Origin of the sequence: Citrobacter sp. CK202 (assembly GCF_030333225.1) — a bacterium.
Lineage (GTDB): Bacteria > Pseudomonadota > Gammaproteobacteria > Enterobacterales > Enterobacteriaceae > Citrobacter_B > Citrobacter_B koseri.
On the sequence record NZ_JAOWGI010000013.1, the window covers coordinates 41115 to 64919 of the forward strand.

The 23805-nt window shown below is 53.3% G+C and carries 20 protein-coding genes; 17 read left to right on the forward strand and 3 right to left on the reverse strand.

Translation table 11 applies throughout. The annotated features are described in order from the left end of the window. Positions 1-47 precede the first annotated feature (47 nt). Together flgK and flgL are read left to right on the forward strand one after the other, a co-directional pair. On the forward strand, positions 48-1682 hold the full coding sequence (gene flgK, locus OGX84_RS00900) for a flagellar hook-associated protein FlgK (RefSeq protein WP_115609388.1): 1635 nt from the start codon (positions 48-50) through the stop codon (positions 1680-1682). Positions 1683-1697: 15 nt separating this feature from the next. Next, positions 1698-2651: a flagellar hook-associated protein FlgL gene (gene flgL / locus OGX84_RS00905; RefSeq protein ID WP_112002272.1), complete on the forward strand. Its 954-nt coding sequence runs from the start codon at positions 1698-1700 to the stop codon at positions 2649-2651. Between the two features lie 162 nt (positions 2652-2813). Here flgL and rne read toward each other — a convergent pair whose 3' ends face one another. Further along, on the reverse strand, positions 2814-6023 hold the full coding sequence (rne, locus tag OGX84_RS00910) for a ribonuclease E (protein ID WP_286457227.1): 3210 nt from the start codon (positions 6021-6023) through the stop codon (positions 2814-2816). A gap of 687 nt (positions 6024-6710) precedes the next feature. Between rne and rluC the strand changes: the two genes are divergently transcribed. Next, complete coding sequence (gene rluC / locus OGX84_RS00915; RefSeq protein WP_012132836.1) at positions 6711-7664, forward strand: 23S rRNA pseudouridine(955/2504/2580) synthase RluC; 954 nt, start codon at positions 6711-6713, stop codon at positions 7662-7664. Between the two features lie 162 nt (positions 7665-7826). On the opposite strand, the gene OGX84_RS00920 is transcribed toward rluC, so the two are convergent. Then, positions 7827-8411, reverse strand: coding sequence for a Maf family protein (locus OGX84_RS00920; RefSeq protein ID WP_012132833.1), 585 nt, complete (start codon positions 8409-8411; stop codon positions 7827-7829). Positions 8412-8609: 198 nt separating this feature from the next. On the opposite strand from OGX84_RS00920, the gene yceD reads away from it, so the two are divergent. The 14 genes from yceD to ptsG all read left to right on the forward strand — a co-directional run bounded on the left by yceD (position 8610) and on the right by ptsG (position 21158). Continuing rightward, positions 8610-9131 carry a 23S rRNA accumulation protein YceD gene (gene yceD / locus OGX84_RS00925; RefSeq protein ID WP_012132832.1) on the forward strand — a complete coding sequence of 174 codons (522 nt, stop codon included), beginning with the start codon at positions 8610-8612 and terminating at the stop codon, positions 9129-9131. A 16-nt stretch (positions 9132-9147) separates the two neighbouring features. Next, positions 9148-9321 (forward strand): 50S ribosomal protein L32, encoded by a 174-nt coding sequence (rpmF, locus tag OGX84_RS00930; protein ID WP_000290727.1) that lies wholly within the window; start codon positions 9148-9150, stop codon positions 9319-9321. 79 nt (positions 9322-9400) lie between these two features. Beyond that, positions 9401-10480, forward strand: coding sequence for a phosphate acyltransferase PlsX (plsX, locus tag OGX84_RS00935; protein ID WP_071818860.1), 1080 nt, complete (start codon positions 9401-9403; stop codon positions 10478-10480). Positions 10481-10556: 76 nt separating this feature from the next. Further along, on the forward strand, positions 10557-11510 hold the full coding sequence (fabH, locus tag OGX84_RS00940) for a beta-ketoacyl-ACP synthase III (protein WP_275166376.1): 954 nt from the start codon (positions 10557-10559) through the stop codon (positions 11508-11510). Positions 11511-11525: 15 nt separating this feature from the next. Then, on the forward strand, positions 11526-12455 hold the full coding sequence (gene fabD, locus OGX84_RS00945) for an ACP S-malonyltransferase (RefSeq protein ID WP_058669003.1): 930 nt from the start codon (positions 11526-11528) through the stop codon (positions 12453-12455). A 12-nt stretch (positions 12456-12467) separates the two neighbouring features. Further along, a complete protein-coding gene (gene fabG, locus OGX84_RS00950; protein WP_012132828.1) occupies positions 12468-13202 on the forward strand; it encodes a 3-oxoacyl-ACP reductase FabG in 735 nt (244 codons plus the stop codon). A gap of 151 nt (positions 13203-13353) precedes the next feature. Next, positions 13354-13590, forward strand: a complete 237-nt coding sequence (gene acpP, locus OGX84_RS00955) for an acyl carrier protein (RefSeq protein ID WP_000103754.1) — start codon at positions 13354-13356, stop codon at positions 13588-13590. An 85-nt stretch (positions 13591-13675) separates the two neighbouring features. Next, positions 13676-14917, forward strand: a complete 1242-nt coding sequence (gene fabF, locus OGX84_RS00960; protein ID WP_058669004.1) for a beta-ketoacyl-ACP synthase II — start codon at positions 13676-13678, stop codon at positions 14915-14917. A 116-nt stretch (positions 14918-15033) separates the two neighbouring features. Next, the gene (gene pabC, locus OGX84_RS00965) at positions 15034-15843 is read left to right on the forward strand and encodes an aminodeoxychorismate lyase (RefSeq protein ID WP_275055079.1); all 810 of its coding nucleotides are present in this window, start codon (positions 15034-15036) and stop codon (positions 15841-15843) included. A 2-nt stretch (positions 15844-15845) separates the two neighbouring features. Further along, positions 15846-16868, forward strand: coding sequence for a cell division protein YceG (gene yceG / locus OGX84_RS00970; RefSeq protein WP_115609383.1), 1023 nt, complete (start codon positions 15846-15848; stop codon positions 16866-16868). After that, on the forward strand, positions 16858-17499 hold the full coding sequence (gene tmk / locus OGX84_RS00975) for a dTMP kinase (RefSeq protein ID WP_275166375.1): 642 nt from the start codon (positions 16858-16860) through the stop codon (positions 17497-17499). The genes yceG and tmk overlap by 11 nt, the downstream gene beginning before the upstream one ends. Then, on the forward strand, positions 17496-18500 hold the full coding sequence (gene holB / locus OGX84_RS00980; RefSeq protein WP_071258231.1) for a DNA polymerase III subunit delta': 1005 nt from the start codon (positions 17496-17498) through the stop codon (positions 18498-18500). The genes tmk and holB overlap by 4 nt, the downstream gene beginning before the upstream one ends. A 10-nt stretch (positions 18501-18510) precedes the next feature. After that, positions 18511-19308, forward strand: coding sequence for a metal-dependent hydrolase (locus OGX84_RS00985; RefSeq protein WP_047457509.1), 798 nt, complete (start codon positions 18511-18513; stop codon positions 19306-19308). A gap of 416 nt (positions 19309-19724) precedes the next feature. Further along, a complete protein-coding gene (ptsG, locus tag OGX84_RS00990) occupies positions 19725-21158 on the forward strand; it encodes a PTS glucose transporter subunit IIBC (protein WP_024130440.1) in 1434 nt (477 codons plus the stop codon). A gap of 191 nt (positions 21159-21349) precedes the next feature. On the opposite strand, the gene fhuE is transcribed toward ptsG, so the two are convergent. Continuing rightward, the gene (gene fhuE / locus OGX84_RS00995; protein WP_275166374.1) at positions 21350-23548 is read right to left on the reverse strand and encodes a ferric-rhodotorulic acid/ferric-coprogen receptor FhuE; all 2199 of its coding nucleotides are present in this window, start codon (positions 23546-23548) and stop codon (positions 21350-21352) included. Positions 23549-23805: the final 257 nt, after the last annotated feature.

Below are 23805 nucleotides of genomic sequence, written 5' to 3' on the forward strand. Positions count from 1 at the left end.
ACCTGCTGCCGATAATAACCAGTATTGAAGGATTACAAGGAACCTCCATGTCCAGCTTAATTAACAACGCCATGAGCGGACTTAGCGCAGCCCAGGCTGCGTTAAATACTGCCAGTAATAACATCTCCAGCTATAACGTTGCCGGATACACCCGACAGACGACGATTATGGCGCAAGCCAACAGTACGCTGGGAGCGGGCGGTTGGGTCGGTAATGGCGTCTACGTTTCTGGCGTACAGCGTGAGTATGATTCTTTTATTACCAATCAGTTACGCGCGGCGCAGAATCAGAGCAGCGGTTTGACTACGCGTTATGAGCAAATGTCGAAAATTGATAACCTGCTCTCCAGTACCACCAGCTCGATTTCGACCTCTCTGCAAGGTTTCTTCACCAGCCTGCAAACGCTGGTCAGCAACGCGGAAGACCCGGCAGCGCGTCAGGCGCTTATCGGTAAAGCCGACGGCCTGGTAAACCAGTTTAAAACGACCGATCAGTACCTGCGCGATCAGGATAAGCAGGTCAATATCGCCATTGGCTCCAGCGTTGAGCAGATCAACAATTACGCGAAGCAAATCGCCAGCCTGAACGATCAGATTTCCCGTCTGACCGGGGTGGGCGCGGGCGCTTCACCGAACGATCTTCTCGACCAGCGCGACCAACTGGTGAGTGAGCTGAACCAGATTGTCGGTGTGGAAGTTAGCGTCCAGGACGGCGGCACCTATAACCTGACGATGGCGAATGGCTATACCCTGGTGCAGGGCAGCAGCGCCCGTCAACTGGCAGCGGTGCCGTCCAGCGCCGATCCGTCACGCACCACGGTCGCCTATGTTGATGCGACTGCCGGAAACGTTGAAATCCCGGAAAAATTGCTCAATAGCGGCTCGCTTGGCGGGTTGCTGACGTTCCGCTCTCAGGATCTGGATCAGACTCGCAATACCCTCAACCAGCTGGCGCTGGCCTTTGCCGAAGCGTTTAATGCCCAGCATAAACAGGGATATGATGCCAATGGCGATCAGGGCGAGGACTTCTTTTCCATCGGTAAACCGTCCGTATTGAGTAATGCGAAAAATACGGGTAGCGGAACCTTGTCTGCGGAAGTCACCGACAGTTCCGCGGTACAGGCTACCAATTATAAGCTGGTATTTGATGGTCAGGACTGGCAGGTCACGCGCTTGTCAGACAACACCAGCTTTAAGGCGGTTGAAACCAACGGGAAACTGACGTTTGACGGGCTGGAAGTGACGGTCGGGGCAGGGGCAAATGCGAATGACAGCTTTACCCTGAAACCGGTCAGCGATGCCATTGTGAACATGAACGTGCTGGTGACCGATGAATCCAAAATTGCGATGGCTTCCGATCCCGATGCGGGTGGGAGCGATAACCGTAACGGTCAGGCGCTGCTGGATTTACAAACCCAGAAAACGGTAGGCAATAAGTCCTTTAATGATGCTTATGCGACGATGGTCAGCGATGTGGGGAACAAAACCGCCACGTTGAAAACCAGCAGCACGGCGCAGGGCAATGTCGTGACGCAGTTGTACAACCAGCAGCAATCGATTTCCGGCGTTAACCTTGATGAAGAATACGGCAACCTGCAACGCTATCAGCAGTACTACCTGGCGAACGCCCAGGTGCTGCAAACCGCGAATACGCTGTTTGATGCGCTGTTGGGCATTCGCTAAGGGAGAGGAGGATAAATGCGTATCAGTACCCAGATGATGTACCAGCAGAATATGCGTGGTATCACCAATTCCCAGGCTGAATGGATGAAGTACGGTGAGCAGATGTCCACCGGTAAGCGCGTGATTAATCCGTCTGACGATCCTATTGCCGCTTCTCAGGCTATCGTACTCGCTCAGGCCCAGGCTCAGAACAGTCAGTATGCGCTGGCACGTACCTTTGCCACTCAGAAAGTGTCGCTGGAAGAAAACGTGCTAAGTCAGGTGACAGCTGCAATTCAAACTGCGCAGGAAAAAATCGTTTACGCCGCTAACGGCACCTTAAGCGATGATGACCGCGCCTCGCTGGCGAGCGATCTACAGGGGGTTCGCGATCAGTTAATGAATCTGGCCAACAGCACCGACGGCAACGGTCGTTACATTTTCGCAGGCTATAAAACTGAAAAAGCGCCGTTTGATCAGGCAAATGGCGACTATAGCGGTGGCACTGAAAACATCACCCAGCAGGTTGATGCTTCGCGTACGATGGTGATTGGTCATACGGGCGATCAGATTTTTAATCGTATTACCAGTAATGCCGTACCGGAACCCGACAACAGCGCTTCAGAAACCAGCCTGTTTGCGATGCTGGATACAGCCATTGCAGCGCTGAAAACGCCGGTTGCTGACGATGATGTGAAGAAGGCGGAAGCTGCTGCGGCGATTGATAAAACAAACCGTGGCCTGAAAAACTCCCTTAATAACGTCCTGACCGTTCGTGCGGAACTGGGAACGCAATTGAGTGAGCTGGATTCCCTGGATTCATTGGGAAGCGAGCGCGCGCTGGGTCAGGCACAGCAGATGAGTAATCTGGTCGATGTGGACTGGAACGCGGCTATCTCGTCGTATGTAATGCAACAGGCTGCGTTACAGGCGTCCTATAAAGCGTTTAGCGATATGCAAGGAATGTCTCTGTTTCAGTTGAACAGATAGCACATGTTTTGAAACATATCATGAAACTGGGTATGTTTTGTCTGCCCGCTCCCTTCACCCCGGAGCGGGCATTTTTTTGCCCGGAAAACAGATAACGGGCACCGATTGCAGGTACAAAAAAGCCGACCCGCAGGTCGGCTTATCTTTAACATTGCGTTCAGCTTATTCTACAGGCTGCGGGCGCGTGGCTGGTGCGGCGGCCTGATGCGTTGCGCTATGACCACCTGCCGCACCTTTACCTTCAAAGATGAAGGCAGGGCGCTGCCAGTCGCTGTGATGTGGCGCTTCCGGGACATATTCCGGCGCAGGCGCGCGGGTCATCGGCGCACTGGCGTGGCTGACGGGTTTCTCCCCGGTGGTTACCGCGCTTTCTGACACGGTTTCAGCAACTGCAACGGCGACAGGCGCAGCGACAATCTCTTCCGGTTCAGCGGCAACCACGACAGGTTCAACCGTTTCTTTAACGATCTCTTCAACGATCTCTTCCGGTTCGGCGATGACAACGTCAGCGGATTCTTCAGCCGTCGTGGTTTCCTGAACGTCAGCGACAGGTTCCGCTTGTGCAGCGACTTCCTGCGCAACAGGGACGTCAGCCTCTGCAATCACCTGAGGTTGTTCTTCAACCGGGGTGGCAATTACTTCAGGATGCGTTGTTTCCACAGTAGCGGGCTGAGGTTCAGCGACAACGGTTTCAGTTTGAACCGGTGCGTCTACAACCTGTTCGGCTGCGGCAGCGATGACCTGCGGCTCTACTGCAACCGGCTGAGCTTGTACGGCCTCTTCTTCGCGCTGTGCTTCAACCTGCGTATCCTGAGAACGGGCGACAGGGTAGCGAATCCACACTTTGCCAGACGCCATTTCCGGTGAAGCGCAAGCGACGGTTAACGGCATTGGCGATTGAAGCGGGTAACGCTCATCGCGGTAGCGACGACGACGCTGGCCGCTGACGCGCAGGTGGCGAGGAGAACGACGGGAGCGACGCGGCATTCCTGCGTTATCACGCGCTTCGCCGTTTTCTTCCTGCTCTGCTGGCGCAACGTCTGCGATCGCTGGCAGGTCGACTTTCGCCAGTTCAGTACGCTGAGCAGGCGCGCTTTGCGTAGCAGGCTGGGTGGCGACAGCGTCTTCGACGACTGGCGTTGCGACAGCTTCTGCTTCAGAGGTTGCGGAGTCTGTGTAACGAACTTTCTGGCTCAGCTGACGCTGTTTACGGCGAGGCTGCGCCTGACGAACGCGTTCTTCCTGTTCCGTCTCCTGAGCCGGTTGCTCATCCAGATTCAGCGCCTTGACTTCTTGCTGTGCCTGACGTTTTTCATCGTTGCGACGACGGTTGCGTTCACGACGCGGCGTCTGCTGCTCGTCACCGGACTTCGCCTTATCGGCAACGTCGTTAGACTGCTGGCGGTTGTCACGCGCTTCTGCGTTCTGCTGCTGCGCCTGACGACGGTTACGACGGTTGTCATCACGGTTTTCACCGCCTTCAGCGCGGTTGTCGCGATTATCACGGTTGTCACGGCGATCGTTACGGTCGCGGCGATTATTCTGGCGAGACTTACGACGATCCTGTTGACGCTCCGGTTTTTCCTCTGCTTTCGGTGCAGGTTGTTCAACCGGCTTAGCGACTTCGCTGCCGCTGAACATGTTTTTCAGCGCGCCGAAGAAGCGGGTAAGCAGACCTGGTTGTGCAGGCGCAGTGGCAACGGCTTTCGGTGCTGCCGTCGCTGCTTTCACCGCAGGTTCTGCTGGCGTCGGCGCAGGCGGCACTTCCGGCATCGCGAAGGTCGCCAGTGCTGGCTGCTCAGGGCGTTTACGCTCGGCGTACTCTTCTTCAGAAGGCAACGCCATCGCTTCTTCATGCAGTTTCGGCAGCATGTAGCTCAGAGTTGGCGTTTCTTCCCCTTTACGTACGCGCAGAACGGAGTAGTGCGGCGTTTCCATCTGATCGTTTGGTACGATCACGCAGCGCACGCCATCCTGACGAGTCTCAATAGCATTAACCGCGGTGCGCTTTTCGTTAAGCAGGTAAGAGGCGATCGGAACCGGAACAATGGCGTGAACTTCCTGGGTATTCTCTTTCAGCGCTTCTTCTTCAATCAGACGCAAAATAGACAGGGAGAGCGATTCGTTGTCGCGGACGGTGCCGGTGCCGCTACAGCGTGGGCAGACGTGATGGCTGGACTCGCCCAGAGACGGGCTGAGACGCTGGCGGGACATCTCCAGCAGGCCAAAACGAGAAATATGGCTAATCTGGATACGCGCACGATCCTGACGTACCGCTTCGCGCAGACGGTTTTCCACCGCACGCTGGTGGCGTACTGGCGTCATGTCGATGAAGTCGATAACGATCAGGCCGCCGAGGTCGCGCAAGCGCAACTGGCGAGCAATTTCATCGGCCGCTTCCAGGTTTGTGTTAAACGCGGTTTCTTCGATATCGCCGCCGCGTGTGGCACGCGCGGAGTTAATATCAATCGCGGTTAACGCTTCGGTTGTGTCGATAACGATAGAGCCGCCGGAAGGCAGACGCACTTCACGCTGGAAGGCGGATTCAATTTGCGACTCAATCTGGTAGTGGCTGAACAGCGGAATCTCGCCGGTGTAAAGCTTAATCTTGCTGCTGAAATCCGGGCGACCCAACGCCGCGATGTGCTGGCGCGCCAGCTCAAGCACTTTCGGATTATCGATAAGAATTTCGCCGATATCCTGACGTAAGTAGTCACGGAATGCGCGGACGATAACGTTGCTTTCCTGATGGATCAGGAATGGAGCAGGGCGGCTTTCAGCGGCTTTCTGAATCGCTTCCCAGTGTTTCAGGCGGAAGCTCAGGTCCCACTGCAACGCTTCGGCGGATTTGCCGACGCCTGCGGTACGCACGATAAGCCCCATGCCGTCAGGCAGTTCGAGGCTTGCCAGCGCTTCTTTTAATTCGGTGCGATCGTCGCCTTCAATGCGACGGGAGATGCCGCCCGCGCGCGGGTTGTTCGGCATTAAAACCAGATAGCTCCCTGCCAGACTGATAAACGTCGTCAGCGCAGCGCCTTTGTTGCCGCGTTCTTCTTTATCAATCTGAACAATCACTTCCTGACCTTCGCGCAACACATCTTTAATGTTTGGACGGCCGTGGGCGTTGTAGTTGGCGGGGAAATATTCGCGGGCAATTTCTTTTAACGGGAGGAAACCGTGACGTTCAGCGCCGTAATCAACAAAAGCCGCTTCCAGACTCGGTTCGATACGGGTAATTTTGCCTTTATAGATGTTCGCTTTTTTCTGCTCGTGTCCTGGACTCTCAATGTCCAGGTCGTACAGGCGCTGCCCATCTACAAGGGCAACACGCAACTCTTCCTGCTGAGTTGCGTTGATTAACATTCTTTTCATCGTAACTTACTCATTATTCTTACATTGACGACTAAGCTGCGGGCATAGTAATGCCTTTCCGGGTGTGAACCGATGGCCTCGTGTCTATTCGCGTCGCCAACCTCACGGTTATCGTCTGCTCAAAGAGGCGCAGAGTGTCGGTTGCCTGTATTTCATACGGAAATACAGCGCAATTATCAGGGGAACAGCCTGGGAGTTACTCTCCAGAGAAGATTCCATTATGTTCATCGTCTTTCACGCCGCAGATGCGTTGGCTTTATCTGCTCACCCGGGCATAAGCTCCTGGGGATTCCCAGATTTGCCGCCTTTCTGCAACGCGTAGTACATAGAACATATACCGGTAAGGACTGCAACCCGCAGCCCGCTAACTGCCTGAAAAATCAATACGTCTTACGCCATTGCTGCGTTGATGATCTGTCTGGCAAAATGGGTCATTCCGTAAAATTTCTTGTTTTAACAAGGTTCGACACGGAAACGGTTACATTATTCCACTGCTAACCTTGTTATAGCAAGATGACTTTTACCATTTATCACCCGGTTACTCACAGTTTTTTCACTTCCTCATGGCGATTGGTTTAATAACCAGCAAATTGGTCATGTTGAACGTGAGTAACAGGATATAGAAGTAAATATAAGCATAGAAAAATGAGTGGCGCTAATCCTTATGGCTATTTAGAATCGGCCCCCATGAAAACTGAGACTCCATCCGTAAAAATAGTTGCCATTACTGCCGACGAAGCGGGGCAACGCATCGATAACTTTTTGCGCACGCAACTCAAAGGCGTACCGAAAAGCATGATTTACCGCATTTTGCGTAAAGGCGAAGTGCGGGTGAACAAAAAACGCATCAAACCGGAATATAAGCTCGAAGCCGGGGATGAAGTGCGTATTCCGCCGGTACGCGTCGCCGAACGCGAAGAAGAGGCCGTTTCGCCGCATCTGCAAAAAGTGGCGGCGCTGGCCGATGTCATTTTGTATGAAGATGACCATATCCTGGTGCTGAACAAACCTTCCGGCACGGCGGTGCATGGCGGAAGCGGGTTGAGCTTCGGCGTTATCGAGGGGCTGCGCGCGTTGCGGCCAGAAGCGCGTTTCCTGGAACTGGTGCATCGTCTTGACCGCGATACCTCTGGCGTACTGCTGGTTGCGAAAAAACGCTCAGCGCTGCGTTCTTTGCATGAGCAACTGCGTGAGAAGGGGATGCAGAAAGATTATCTGGCGCTGGTTCGCGGCCAGTGGCAGTCGCATGTTAAATCGGTACAGGCGCCTTTATTAAAGAATATTCTGCAAAGCGGCGAACGTATTGTACGTGTGAGTCAGGAAGGAAAACCCTCCGAAACGCGCTTTAAAGTTGAAGAGCGCTATGCGTTTGCGACGCTGGTGCGCTGTAGCCCGGTGACGGGACGTACGCATCAGATTCGTGTGCATACGCTGCATGCGGGCCATCCGATCGCGTTTGACGATCGTTACGGCGATCGCGAATTTGATAAGCAGCTTGCGGGAACGGGGCTGTCACGGCTTTTTCTGCACGCGGCTGCGCTGAAGTTTACTCATCCGGGGACTGGCGAGGTGATGCGTATCGAAGCGCCGATGGATAACCAACTCAAGCATTGCCTTCAGGTGTTACGTAACAAAGCCTGATGCGCGTTGCGATATTATCGCGCTAAACCTGTAGGCCGGATAAGACGTTTACGTCATCATCCGGCATCTTTACGCCTGATGGCGCTGTGCTTATCAGGCCTACGGGCATTGCTCCGCTGTGGGCCTGATAAGATGTTTTAGCGTCGCCATCAGACGCATCCACTATGCCATCAGCGGGTTCATCTCTTCCCGGCGCAGCATCTGGCACAGCGCAATTAGCGGTAGCCCAATAAGCGTATTGGGATCTCGCCCCTCCAGGCGCTCGAAAAGGGCAATGCCAAGACCTTCGCTTTTAAAACTTCCGGCACAATGCAATGGACGCTCTTTGCGGACATAGTCCTCTATTTCTGTTTCGCTTAAATGGCGGAAATGCACATCAAACGGTTCGACTTCCGTTTGTAAATGTCCGGTTGCAGAATTATAAAGCGCCAGTCCGGTATAAAACGTCACAATATTACCGCTGGCTTTGGTTAATTGCTGGCGCGCTTTTTCTTCGGTTAACGGTTTGCCGGTAATTTCGCCATCCAGAACGCAAATTTGATCGGAGCCAATAATCAGATGATCGGGGAAACGGTGGGCGAGCGATTGCGCTTTCGCCTGTGCGAGGCGAGAGACCAAATGGCGCGGCGCTTCGCCAGACATAGGCGTTTCGTCAACCTCGGGAGCCGCGCACTCGAAAGGGATCGCCAGTTTTTCGAGCAGCGCGCGACGCCAGGGAGAGGTAGAAGCAAGGATGAGACGGGGCATATTTTTTTCCCTCAGATATAGCGTATTAATGAGAGCCATCTTAAACTATGCTCTTCGTCCTTCAAGCATGACATACAGTCACGGTTTGAGCGAAAATAAGTCTGTAACCCGCAATGTGTGCGAATTATTGGCAAAAGGCAACCGCAGGCTGCCTTTTTCTTTGACTCTATGACGTTACAAAGTTAATATGCGCGCCCTATGCAAAAGGTAAAATTACCCCTGACTCTTGATCCGGTTCGTACGGCTCAAAAACGCCTCGATTATGAAGGTATCTATACTTCTGATCTGGTAGAGCGCGTCGCCGATTCTGTAGTCAGTGTGGACAGTGATGTGGAATGCTCCATGTCGTTCGCTATCGATAACCAACGTCTCGCCGTTATTACGGGTGATGCGAAGGTGACGGTATCGCTCGAATGCCAGCGTTGCGGGAAGCCGTTTACCCATCAGGTTCACACAACGTATTGTTTTAGTCCGGTTCGTTCTGACGAACAGGCTGAAGCACTCCCGGAAGCGTATGAGCCGATTGAGGTTAACGAATTCGGTGAAATCGATCTGCTTGCAATGGTTGAAGATGAAATCATCCTCTCCTTGCCGGTAGTTCCGGTGCATGATTCTGAACACTGTGAAGTGTCCGAGGCGGACATGGTCTTTGGTGAACTGCCTGATGAAGCGCAAAAACCAAACCCATTTGCCGTATTAGCCAGCTTAAAGCGTAAGTAATTGAGGAGTAAGGTCCATGGCCGTACAACAGAATAAACCAACCCGTTCCAAACGTGGCATGCGTCGTTCTCATGACGCTCTGACCGCAGTCACCAGCCTGTCTGTAGACAAAACTTCTGGTGAAAAACACCTGCGTCACCACATCACTGCCGACGGTTACTACCGCGGCCGTAAGGTCATCGCTAAGTAATCACGCGCAAGCGTGATGAAGCTTAGTGAGGATTTCCCCGCGTAAGCGGGGAAACACCAAACCGGGCAGCGACGATACCTTGACACGTCTAACCCTGGCGTTAGATGTCATGGGGGGAGATTTCGGCCCTTCCGTGACAGTGCCTGCAGCACTGCAGGCACTGAATTCTAATTCGCAACTCACACTTCTTTTAGTCGGGGATCCCGATACCATCACGCCATTACTTGCCAAAGCTGACTTTGAACAACGTTCGCGTCTGCAGATTATCCCTGCACAGTCAGTTATTGCCAGTGATGCCCGGCCTTCGCAGGCTATCCGCGCCAGTCGCGGCAGCTCAATGCGTGTGGCCCTGGAGCTCGTGAAAGAAGGTCGAGCCGAAGCCTGTGTGAGCGCCGGTAATACGGGCGCGCTCATGGGACTTGCGAAATTATTGCTCAAACCCCTTGAGGGCATTGAGCGTCCTGCGTTGATGACGGTTTTACCGCATCAGCAGAAAGGAAAAACGGTGGTGCTGGATTTAGGCGCCAACGTCGATTGTGACAGTACCATGTTGGTGCAGTTTGCCGTGATGGGGTCCGTGATGGCGGAAGAGGTGATTGGGATAACCAATCCCCGCGTGGCGTTGCTCAATATTGGTGAAGAAGAAACCAAAGGTCTCGACAGTATTCGTGATGCCTCTGCGTTGCTCAAAACAGTCCCTTCCATCAATTACATTGGTTATCTTGAAGCCAATGAATTATTGACGGGAAAAACTGATGTGCTGGTATGTGATGGATTTACAGGTAATGTCACATTAAAGACAATGGAAGGGGTTGTCAGGATGTTCCTTTCACTGCTGAAATCTCAGGGTGAGAGTAAAAAACGGTCGTGGTGGCTGCTGTTATTAAAACGTTGGTTACAAAAAAGCCTGACGAGGCGATTCAGTCACCTCAACCCCGACCAGTATAATGGCGCCTGTCTGTTAGGATTGCGTGGCACGGTGATTAAAAGTCATGGTGCGGCCAATCAGCGAGCATTTGCCGTCGCGATTGAACAGGCAGTGCAGGCGGTGCAGCGACAAGTTCCTCAGCGAATTGCCGCTCGCCTGGAATCTGTATACCCAGCCGGATTCGAACTGTTGGAAGGTGGCAAAAACGGACACTCACGGGTGCACAATTAACGGTGTAACCTGAGCGCAACCAACATACCAGCAGTTTGCACGCGGTGGTATATAACCGAAAAGTGACTGAGCGTACATGTATACAAAGATTATTGGTACTGGCAGCTATCTGCCTGAACAAGTGCGTACTAACGCCGATTTGGAAAAGATGGTAGAGACGTCTGACGAGTGGATTGTCACGCGTACAGGCATCCGTGAACGCCATATTGCAGCGCCAAACGAAACAGTCGCGACGATGGGCTATACAGCCGCAAACCGCGCGCTTGAAATGGCGGGCATCAATAAAGACCAGATTGGCTTGATTGTGGTGGCGACCACGTCAGCAACACATGCTTTCCCAAGCGCAGCATGCCAGATTCAGAGTATGCTGGGCATTAAAGGCTGCCCGGCGTTTGACGTTGCAGCGGCCTGCGCCGGTTTTACCTACGCGTTAAGCGTTGCCGATCAGTATGTAAAATCAGGCGCCGTTAAATATGCGCTGGTCATCGGTTCCGATGTCCTGGCGCGCACCTGCGATCCCACCGATCGCGGGACGATCATTATCTTTGGTGACGGCGCGGGCGCAGCGGTTCTGAGCGCATCCGAAGAACCAGGCATTATTTCGACGCATCTTCATGCAGACGGCAGCTACGGTGAGTTGCTGACGCTGCCAAACGCCGATCGCGTCAATCCAGAAAATCCGATTTATCTGACGATGGCGGGCAACGAGGTGTTTAAAGTGGCGGTAACTGAACTGGCACACATCGTTGACGAGACGCTGGCGGCGAATAATCTGGATCGTTCCGCTCTGGACTGGCTGGTTCCGCACCAGGCTAACCTGCGCATCATCAGCGCGACAGCGAAAAAGCTGGGTATGTCGATGGATAATGTGGTGGTTACGCTGGACAGACACGGCAACACCTCTGCGGCCTCTGTGCCGTGCGCGCTGGACGAAGCCGTGCGCGACGGGCGGATTAAAGCCGGGCAGTTGGTATTGCTTGAGGCCTTCGGGGGTGGATTCACCTGGGGCTCCGCGCTGGTTCGTTTCTAGTATAAGGATTTAAACATGACGCAATTTGCTTTTGTGTTCCCGGGGCAGGGTTCCCAGACGGTTGGGATGTTGTCTGAAATGGCAGCCAGCTACCCGATCGTAGAAGAAACCTTTGCTGAAGCTTCTGCGGCGCTGGGTTATGATCTGTGGGCGCTGACGCAGCAAGGGCCTGCGGAAGAACTGAATAAGACCTGGCAGACTCAGCCAGCATTGCTGGCCGCTTCCGTTGCGCTGTATCGCGTATGGCAGCAGCAGGGCGGTAAAGCGCCTGCGCTGATGGCGGGACACAGCCTGGGGGAATACTCCGCGCTGGTATGTGCTGGCGTCATCGATTTCGCCGACGCGGTTCGTCTGGTTGAACTGCGCGGCAAGTTCATGCAGGAAGCTGTGCCGGAAGGCACCGGCGCAATGGCGGCGATCATCGGTCTGGATGATGCGTCCATCGCCAAAGCGTGTGAAGAGGCGGCTGAAGGCCAGGTGGTTTCTCCAGTGAACTTTAACTCTCCGGGCCAGGTGGTTATCGCCGGGCATAAAGACGCAGTTGAACGTGCGGGCGCAGCCTGTAAAGCCGCTGGCGCAAAACGTGCGCTGCCGCTGCCGGTAAGCGTGCCGTCACACTGTGCGCTGATGAAACCTGCGGCGGATAAGCTGGCGGTTGAATTAGCGAAAATCACCTTCAATGCCCCGACCGTACCGGTTGTGAATAACGTTGACGTGAAGTGTGAAACCGACGCTAACGCTATCCGTGATGCGCTGGTACGCCAGCTGTACAACCCGGTGCAGTGGACGAAGAGTGTAGAATTTATCGCAGCACAAGGTGTTGAACACCTTTATGAAGTGGGTCCAGGTAAAGTCCTCACTGGTCTGACTAAACGTATTGTTGACACCCTGACGGCCTCGGCGCTAAACGAACCGGCGGCACTGTCAGCGGCGCTTGAGCAATAAAAGAGGAAAACCATGAGTTTTGAAGGAAAAGTCGCGCTGGTTACCGGTGCAAGCCGTGGCATTGGCCGCGCAATTGCTGAGACGCTCGTTGCCCGTGGCGCGAAAGTCATCGGTACTGCTACCAGCGAAAATGGCGCTCAGGCCATTAGCGAATACTTAGGTGCGAACGGTAAAGGTCTGATGTTGAATGTGACCGATCCGGCATCTATTGAATCTGTTCTGGAAAATATTCGCGCAGAATTTGGTGAAGTTGATATCCTGGTCAATAATGCCGGTATCACTCGCGATAATCTGCTGATGCGAATGAAAGATGATGAGTGGAACGATATTCTCGAAACCAATCTGTCATCTGTTTTCCGTCTGTCAAAAGCGGTAATGCGCGCTATGATGAAAAAACGTCATGGACGTATTATCACTATCGGTTCTGTGGTTGGTACCATGGGAAATGCGGGTCAGGCCAACTACGCTGCGGCGAAAGCGGGTCTGATTGGCTTCAGTAAATCACTGGCGCGTGAAGTTGCGTCGCGTGGGATTACTGTCAATGTTGTGGCTCCGGGCTTTATTGAAACGGACATGACGCGTGCGCTGTCTGATGATCAGCGTGCGGGTATTCTGGCGCAGGTTCCTGCGGGTCGCCTCGGCGGCGCTCAGGAAATCGCCAGTGCGGTTGCATTTTTAGCCTCTGACGAAGCAAGTTACATCACTGGTGAGACTCTGCACGTCAACGGCGGAATGTATATGGTTTAACCACGAAAAATATTTGCGTTATTGTAGGTCTTGGCCTCAAAATAACGTAAAATCGTGGTAAGAACTGCCGGGATTTAGTTGCAAATTTTTCAACATTTTATACACTACGAAAACCATCGCGAAAGCGAGTTTTGATAGGAAATTTAAGAGTATGAGCACTATCGAAGAACGCGTTAAGAAAATTATCGGCGAGCAGCTGGGCGTTAAGCAGGAAGAAGTTACCAACAATGCTTCTTTCGTTGAAGACCTGGGCGCAGATTCTCTTGACACCGTTGAGCTGGTAATGGCTCTGGAAGAAGAGTTTGATACTGAGATTCCGGACGAAGAAGCTGAGAAAATCACCACCGTTCAGGCTGCCATTGATTATATCAACGGTCACCAGGCGTAAGTGAACATCTCCAGGCGGTCATTCGACCGCCTGAGTTTTATCTTTTTGTCCCACTAGAATCATTTTCCCTCCCTGGAGGACAAACGTGTCTAAGCGTCGTGTAGTTGTGACCGGACTGGGCATGTTGTCTCCTGTCGGCAATACCGTAGAGTCTACCTGGAAAGCTCTCCTTGCCGGTCAGAGTGGCATCAGCCTGATCGACCATTTCGATACTAGCGCCTATGCAACGAAATTTGCTGGCTTAGTAAAGGATTTTAACTGTGACGACATCATCTCGCGCAAAGAACAGCGCAAGATGGATGCCTTCATTCAATATGGAATTGTCGCTGGCGTTCAGGCCATGCAGGATTCTGGCCTTGAAGTAACGGAAGAGAACGCAGCCCGTATTGGCGCCGCTATCGGCTCTGGTATCGGCGGTCTCGGACTGATCGAAGAAAACCACAGTTCCCTGGTGAACGGTGGGCCGCGTAAGATCAGCCCGTTCTTTGTTCCGTCGACGATTGTTAACATGGTGGCAGGTCACCTGACCATCATGTACGGCCTGCGTGGGCCAAGCATCTCTATCGCTACCGCCTGCACCTCAGGCGTACATAACATCGGTCATGCCGCGCGTATCATTGCATACGGCGATGCGGACGCGATGGTAGCGGGTGGTGCGGAAAAAGCCAGTACGCCGCTGGGTGTCGGTGGCTTTGGCGCAGCGCGTGCGCTGTCTACACGTAATGATAACCCGCAAGCGGCCAGCCGCCCGTGGGATAAAGAGCGTGACGGTTTTGTTCTCGGCGATGGCGCGGGCATGGTGGTACTGGAAGAGTACGAACATGCAAAAGCGCGCGGCGCGAAAATTTATGCCGAAATCGTTGGCTTCGGGATGAGCAGCGATGCTTATCACATGACGTCACCGCCGGAAAACGGCGCGGGCGCCGCGCTGGCGATGGTCAATGCGCTGCGTGATGCTGCCATTGAGCCGGGTCAGATTGGTTACGTCAACGCCCACGGTACGTCTACGCCGGCAGGCGATAAAGCGGAAACTCAGGCGGTAAAATCTGTCTTTGGCGATGCGGCAAGCCGTGTGCTGGTCAGCTCGACGAAATCCATGACGGGCCACTTGCTGGGTGCTGCGGGCGCGGTAGAGTCCATTTTCTCTATCCTGGCGCTGCGCGACCAGGCTGTTCCGCCAACCATCAACCTGGATAACCCGGATGAAGGTTGCGACCTGGACTTTGTGCCTCACGAAGCTCGTCAGGTTAACGGAATGGAGTATACGCTGTGTAACTCCTTCGGCTTTGGCGGTACTAACGGCTCGTTGATCTTCAAAAAGGTCTAAGTCGTTCCACCAGAGAGTAAAAAGGTCCGCTTGTCGGGCCTTTTTTATTCAGCTTTCTTCCCTTGTCCTGTGTTAACCATCCTGCCACACTAATCGACCACGAATAAGGAGCCACTATGTTCTTAATTAATGGCCGTGAACAGGATTCTCTTGCCGCAAGCGATCGCGCGACGCAGTTTGGCGATGGCTGTTTCACTACTGCGCGAATCCGTGACGGTAGAATTTGCCTCCTGACCGCACACCTTCGCCGTTTGCAGGATGCCTGCGAAAAACTGCTGCTTCCCTTCAGTCAATGGACGGAACTGCAACACGAAATGACGGCGATGGCAGCAGGCCAGAACAGTGGCGTACTGAAAGTTATTCTGAGTCGTGGCAGCGGCGGCAGGGGCTACAGCCCGTCAAACTGTCGTGCGGCCACGCGAATTTTATCCGTTTCTCCTTATCCCACTCATTATGAACGCTGGCGTACGGAAGGTATTACGCTGGCGCTAAGCCCCGTACGGCTGGGGCGTAACCCTATGATTGCGGGTATAAAACACCTTAACCGGCTGGAACAGGTACTGATTCGGTCTCATCTTGAGCAGACAAACGCCGATGAAGCGCTGGTTCTTGACAGCGAGGGATGGGTTACGGAATGCTGTGCGGCTAATTTGTTCTGGCGTAAAGAGAATGTGGTGTACACGCCGCGCCTGGATCAGGCGGGGGTAAACGGCATTATGCGACAATTTTGTTTACAGTCGCTGGCACAATCGCCTTTCCAGGTTGTCGAAGTGTATGCCAGGGAGGACGCGCTTATGCAGGCCGATGAGATGGTTATCTGCAATGCGTTGATGCCCGTGATTCCCGTGCGCGCCTGTGGCGATAAACTGATGTTTGCACGTTCATTGTTCGATTTTTTAGCCCCACTTTGTGAGCACCCGAATTAGTCATGAAAAGAATGTTACGCTTTTTCCTTCTGCTGGTCGTTGTGTTGGGCATTGCCGCTGGCGCAGGAATGTGGAAAGTGCGCCAACTGGCCGACAGCCCCTTGTTAATAAAAGAAGAGACGATCTTTACCCTGAAGGCCGGAACCGGGCGTCTGGCATTAGGCGATCAACTCTACGCCGACAAGATTATCAATCGGCCGCGCGTGTTTCAGTGGTTGTTGCGCGTTGAACCTGAATTATCAAACTTTAAAGCGGGCACCTATCGTTTAACGCCTGATATGACCGTACGGGAGATGCTGAAACTGCTGGAAAGCGGTAAAGAAGCACAGTTCCCGCTACGTCTGGTCGAAGGGATGCGCCTGAGCGATTACCTGAATCAGTTGCGGAATGCGCCTTATATTCAGCATACGCTTAGCGATGACCGTTACGAAACCGTCGCGCGGGCGCTGAAGCTGGAGAACCCGGAGTGGCTTGAAGGTTGGTTCTGGCCGGACACCTGGATGTATACCGCCAACACCACCGACGTCGCGCTTCTGAAGCGTGCGCATCAAAAGATGGTTAAAGCGGTAGATGACGTCTGGGAAGGGCGCGCGGAAGGGTTGCCTTATAAAGATAAGAATCAACTGGTGACGATGGCGTCTATTATCGAGAAAGAGACGGCCGTCGCCAGCGAACGCGATCAGGTGGCATCAGTCTTTATTAACCGTCTGCGTATTGGTATGCGTTTGCAGACCGATCCGACCGTGATTTACGGCATGGGGGCGAGTTATAATGGTAAGCTGTCGCGCGCGGCGCTGGAAACGCCGACGGCGTATAACACCTATACCATCACCGGGTTGCCGCCAGGTCCTATCGCCATGCCTGGCGAAGCCTCTTTGAAAGCCGCCGCGCATCCGGCGAAAACGCCGTACCTCTATTTTGTGGCTGACGGAAAGGGCGGTCACACGTTTAACACCAATCTTGCCAGCCATAACCGGTCAGTGCAGGACTACCTGAAAGTGCTTAAGGAAAAAAATGGGCAGTAACTATATCGTCATCGAAGGCCTGGAAGGCGCCGGAAAAACCACCGCGCGTAACGTGGTGGTGGAGACACTTGAGCAACTGGGTATTCACGACATGATTTTTACGCGTGAGCCGGGCGGCACCCAGCTTGCAGAGAAATTAAGAAGTCTGGTGCTGGACATCAAATCGGTGGGTGATGAAACAATCACGGATAAAGCTGAAGTGCTGATGTTTTATGCCGCGCGAGTGCAACTGGTGGAAACCGTTATCAAGCCTGCGCTGGCGAAAGGAACGTGGGTCATTGGCGATCGCCATGACCTGTCCACTCAGGCCTACCAGGGTGGCGGCCGTGGGATCGACCAGACGATGCTGGCGACGCTGCGTGATGCGGTATTGGGCGACTTCCGTCCTGACCTGACCCTGTATCTGGATGTGACGCCGGAGGTTGGCTTAAAACGCGCGCGCGCGCGCGGCGAACTTGACCGCATTGAGCAGGAGTCTCTGGATTTCTTCAATCGCACGCGTGCCCGCTACCTTGAGCTGGCCGCCAGCGATGCCAGCATCCGCACCATTGATGCGACTCAGCCGCTGGAGTCTGTGATGAACGATATTCGCACAACCGTAACGGCCTGGATCAAGGAGCAGGGTGCATGAAATGGTATCCGTGGTTACGGCCAGACTTTGAAAAACTGGTAGCAAGCTATCAGGCGGGTCGGGGCCACCATGCGTTACTGATTCAGGCGTTGCCCGGAATGGGGGATGATGCGCTGATTTATGCCCTCAGTCGTTATTTGCTGTGCCAGCAACCGGAAGGGCATAAAAGCTGCGGGCGCTGTCGTGGCTGCCAGTTAATGCAGGCGGGTACGCATCCTGACTATTATTCGCTGTTGCCGGAAAAGGGGAAAAGCACCCTTGGCGTGGACGCGGTACGCGATGTGGGCGAGAAGCTGTACGAACATTCTCGACTTGGCGGCGCGAAAGTCGTATTGATCCCGGATGCGGCCCTGCTGACTGATGCCGCGGCGAATGCCTTATTAAAGACGCTCGAAGAGCCGCCGGAGCAAACCTGGTTCTTCCTTGCCAGCCGTGAACCGGCACGCCTGCTGGCGACTTTACGCAGCCGCTGCCGTCTGCATCATCTTGCGCCGCCATCCGAACAATACGCTGTTTCCTGGCTTTCTCGTGAAGTGACAATGTCACAAGAGACGTTGCTGGCGGCGCTGCGCCTGAGCGCAGGGGCTCCCGGCGCCGCTCTGGCGTTGTTGCAGGCCGACAGCTGGGCGCATCGTAACGCGCTTTGCGAAGCGCTGGCGAATACGCTGCAATCCGGCGACTGGTATATCCTTCTGTCGGTGTTGAATCACGAACAGGCCGCCGTACGTTTACACTGGCTGGCAACGCTGCTTATGGATGCCCTTAAATACCGGTATGGCGCTTCCAGCCTGACAAATCAGGATGCCGGAACGCTGGTGGCGTCGATAGCTGAACGGTTATCCGTCGCACGTATCCAGGCCATACTCAGCGATGTCTGCCATTGTCGCGAACAGCTGATTAACGTGACCGGATTAAACCGCGAACTGGTATTAACCGATCTTATTCTCCGCATAGAGCATTACCTGCAACCAGGCGCCATGTTGCCTGTTTCCCATCTTTGAGAGAGACATTATGTTTTTAGTCGACTCACACTGCCATCTTGATGGCCTGGATTATCAATCTCTGCATAAGGACGTGGATGACGTGCTGGCAAAAGCCGCCGCGCGCGATGTGAAGTTCTGCCTGGCGGTGGCGACAACCCTGCCCGGATACCGGAGTATGCGCGAACTAGTTGGCGAGCGGGATAACGTTGTGTTTTCCTGCGGCGTACACCCGTTAAACCAGGATGAAACATACGATGTGGAAGACCTGCGTCGCTTTGCCGCTGAAGAAGGCGTGGTGGCCATGGGGGAGACCGGGCTGGATTATTTTTATACGCCGGAAACAAAAGTTCGCCAGCAAGAATCCTTCATTAACCATATTCAGATTGGCCGTGAATTAAATAAACCCGTGATTGTGCATACCCGTGACGCACGCGCCGATACGCTGGCGATTTTGCGCGAAGAAAAAGTGACGGATTGCGGTGGCGTACTACACTGTTTTACAGAGGACAGGGAGACGGCGGGTAAATTATTGGATCTTGGGTTTTATATCTCTTTTTCCGGGATCGTGACCTTCCGCAACGCCGAGCAGTTACGTGATGCCGCCCGCTATGTTCCTCTGGATCGTCTGCTGGTTGAGACGGACTCTCCTTATCTTGCTCCGGTGCCACATCGTGGTAAAGAGAACCAGCCTGCAATGGTTCGCGATGTTGCAGAGTATATGGCCGTATTGAAGGGTGTTGCCGTTGAAGAACTGGCGCAGGCAACCACTGAAAACTTTGCCCGCCTGTTCCACATCGACGCTTCTCGCCTGCAATCAACCCGTTAACTGAGTTTTTTTAAAGCTCGTAATTAATATTCAAAGCGAGTAAAGTTCACCGCCACAAAATGGGCGGTGAATGAGCGAATTGTAACATTCAGACACTCATTTTGTCAGAATGTGATGGTTTTATGGCTGTCTGGAGCTGAAACGTGATAGCCGTCAAACAAAACCGAGCTTATTTATTTTACTCTGTGTAATAAATAAAGGGCGCTTAGATGCCCTGTCCACGGCGAGGTTCTCCCCCCTCGCCAATGCGTGAAAACGTAGAATACACAAAATCATTCAGGCTGCATCAAGGCGGCAAGTGAGTGAATTGCAGGAGCTTACTTGAGTAAGTGACTGGGATGAACGAGCGCAGCCAACGCTGAGGCGGTTTGAAGGATGAAGTGTATAAGCACAAATACTCAGGAGCACTCCTAATTATGTTTAAGAATGCATTTGCTAACCTGCAAAAGGTCGGTAAATCGCTGATGCTACCGGTATCCGTACTGCCTATCGCAGGTATCCTGCTGGGCGTCGGTTCCGCTAACTTCAGCTGGCTGCCAGCCGTTGTGTCGCACGTTATGGCAGAAGCCGGCGGTTCTGTTTTTGCAAATATGCCGCTGATTTTCGCCATTGGTGTCGCACTGGGCTTCACCAACAACGACGGCGTTTCGGCTCTGGCCTCGGTTGTCGCTTACGGCATCATGGTCAAAACCATGGCCGTGGTTGCGCCGCTGGTTCTGCATTTACCTGCTGAAGAAATCGCAGCAAAACACCTGGCGGATACCGGTGTTCTCGGGGGGATTATCTCCGGTGCGATTGCAGCGTACATGTTCAACCGCTTCTACCGTATCAAATTGCCTGAGTATCTGGGCTTCTTTGCGGGTAAACGCTTTGTGCCGATCATTTCTGGTCTGGCTGCCATCTTCACCGGCGTGATCCTGTCCTTCATTTGGCCGCCGATCGGGACGGCTATCCAGACGTTCTCTCAGTGGGCTGCTTACCAGAACCCGGTTGTGGCGTTTGGTATCTATGGCTTCATTGAGCGCTGCCTGGTGCCGTTTGGTCTGCACCATATCTGGAACGTTCCTTTCCAGATGCAGATTGGTGAATACACCAACGCAGCAGGTCAGGTGTTCCACGGCGACATTCCTCGTTATATGGCGGGCGACCCGACTGCGGGCAAACTGTCCGGCGGCTTCCTGTTCAAAATGTACGGTCTGCCTGCTGCGGCTATCGCGATCTGGCACTCTGCTAAACCGGAAAACCGCGCGAAAGTGGGCGGTATCATGATCTCCGCAGCGTTGACCTCGTTCCTGACCGGTATCACCGAGCCGATCGAGTTCTCCTTCATGTTCGTTGCGCCGATCCTGTACGTTATCCACGCGATTCTGGCAGGTCTGGCATTCCCGATCTGTATCCTGCTGGGTATGCGTGACGGTACATCGTTCTCGCACGGTCTGATTGACTTCATCGTTCTGTCTGGCAACAGCAGCAAACTGTGGCTGTTCCCGATTGTTGGTGCAGGTTATGCGATTATTTACTACACCGTCTTCCGTGTGCTGATTAAAGCGCTGGATCTGAAAACGCCGGGTCGTGAAGATGCGAGCGAAGACAGCAAAGTGGGCGCAACCAGTGAAATGGCTCCGGCCCTGATCGCCGCGTTTGGTGGTAAAGAGAACATCACTAACCTCGACGCATGTATCACCCGTCTGCGCGTTAGCGTCGCTGACGTTGCTAAAGTGGATCAGGCTGGCCTGAAGACGCTTGGCGCAGCTGGTGTCGTCGTCGCAGGTTCCGGCGTTCAGGCTATTTTCGGTACGAAATCCGATAACCTGAAAACGGAAATGGATGAATACATCCGCAATAGCTAAGCAGTAAGACGTTGGGGAGAACTAAGGCAGCCAAATGGCTGCCTTTTTTACGCTGTGTTGCCGGATGGCGCGTGGCTTATCCGGCCTACGGTTATAGCACAGTTGTAGGCCTGATAAGGCGTTAGCCGCCATCAGGCTTGCGAGAACGTAAAAAAGGGAGCCAGATGGCTCCCTTTTCGTCAGTAACGTTATCAGAACTGATAGCTTGCAGTAATGCTGACGTTACGTGGTTCGCCGTAGACAATAGAACCATCGATATTGGTGTCGTAGGTTTTGTCTAACAGGTTGTTGATGTTGCCCTGTACGGCGAAGTTTTTGGTTACCTGGTAGCGAGTGAACAGATCCACTAACGCATAGCTGCCTTGTTCCGCGCGCCATGTGCCGTATGGTGTGACCGTGTCGCTGCCGTGAACACGGTTCTGCCAGTTAACGCCACCGCCGACGGTCAACTCAGGCATGACTGGCAGACGGTAGCTGGTAAACAGCTTCACGGTTGTACGTGGCAAGTTCGGATTCACCGCATTTCCCTCGTTATCTTCCGCGATAAAGCGCGTTGCGCCGAAAGTCATCTGCCAGTTGTCGGTGATAGCGCCGTTAATTTCGAATTCAACGCCTTTGCTGACGGTTCCATCTACCGCTTTATACGCGGTGTCGCCGTTACTACCTGAAATCGGTCTACCGGTCGACTGGCCGACGTTATCCTGCTCAATACGGAAGACCGACAATGTGGTGGTCAGGCGGCTGTTCATCCAGTCAGATTTCAAGCCCACTTCATAGTTGTTACCCGTAATAGGGGCGAGATATTTACCCGAGCTATCACGATAGTTTTGTGGCTGGAAGATGGAAGTATAGCTGGCGTAGGCAGACCAGTTATCATCAATGTCATACACCAATCCGGCATATGGCGTGGTATGGTTTTTCTCCATCCGGTAGGTCAGCGTGTCGATACTCCAGTTGGTGTAGCGAGCGCCGATGATCAGATGCAGCGGATCGGCCAGCGAAATGCGGGTCGCTGCATAGAGCGATTTCATGTGCGTGGTATCATCCTGGGCAACGGTTTGTTGACCCCAGTTTGTTTCCGGGAAGTTACCGTCGTAGTTGTAGAAATTGCCCAGTTCATCCGGGAATACGTTCGCCCAGGTATTCATATAGCGGTTATTCTGTTTGCTGTAGCTTCCGCCGACCATCAGGTTATGCTGACGGCCAAACAGGTCGTAGCCCCCATCGGTGAAAAGATCGACAGCATCGACTTTACGTTTGCCGCTGTTCCAGCCCGTACCGCCAATGTAACCGTACTCTGGCCCATAGTTGGCGTAAGGGCCAACCAGCATACCGGTGTCTTTATTGACATAGGCATCCAGGTACATCATTTTACTGTCGAATTTGATTTCAGAATGCGTGGCGTTGAGCGTTGCCTGCCAGGTATCCGCAAAACGCTGCTTCAGCGTGACAAAGACTTTATTAAACTCTTTATCGTTGTAAGCCCAGTCTGGAGCGGTACTGCGCGAGCGGTCATATTTGTTGGTGCTGCCATCCGTATTCCAGCGAGGTAAACCGCCCCAGGTCGGGCTGTTAACGTCGATGCGTTGATATTCATACCCGGCGGAAAGGCTGGTTGTGCTCCCCAGATCGGCATCGATAATGCCGGAGAAGAATGTTTTCTCGCTGTTATAACGATCCAGCCATGAGTCATTGTTCTGATAACCCGCAACAATCCGCGCACGTACGTTACCGTCTTCTGTCAGCGGGCTTTGTAAATCGGTTACGTAACGCTGTTTGTTCCAGCTTCCATATTCCGCAGACACATTACCTTTGAATTCACGGCTGGTGGCATGTTTGCGGATCATATTGATAGACGCGGAAGGGTTGCCGGTTCCGGTCATTAATCCATTTGCGCCGCGTACGACTTCCACACGTTCAAACAGGGCCGTGTCAGAAAGGGCATCGCCAAGATTCCAGCGTGATTCAAAATAGGTGGGGATGCCATCGACCATGTAGTTGTCGATGAGGAAACCGCGTGAGTAGTAGAGGTTGCGGTCGGAGTCTGACTGGCTTCTGCTGATACCCAGCGTGCTGTCCATCACATCGCCAAGGGTTTGTAATTGCTGATCAGCCATGCGTTGCTGGCTGATGATACTGACAGACTGAGGAATATCGCGCTGCGCCATCTGCATTTTAGTGCCAGCGGTTGTCGTTTTAACGTTGTAGTCCTGTTCTTCATCGCTGGACGTGTCGGCTTGTGATGCGCTATCAACAATGATTGTTTCTTCTGTTGTGGTAGCGGCGAAGCTGGTGGAAGGCATCAATGCCATAGCGATGCAGGCTGCCAGCAGTGTGGGAACTGCGGCAGGCTGACGCTGCTCATCCTGGGTGTGTGTTGTGAAAGACATCGAAAAACCCCTAATAATGATGAACGTTAAGTTCAAACCATGAAATGGCATGGCGAACCCTTTTAATTTTCTAACCATCAAATGCGCATGAAAATGCAAATGCGAAATATACGCACTTGCATTAATGCTGTAAACAGATGTTACGGGTGAAAATGAAATCTTGTTTCAGTGCTATGAGGTGCAAAGAGAAGAGGGAAATGAGTATAAGCGCAGCAACTGACAGATTTTTTGCTTAATAAATCGTGGGTTAAAGTTGA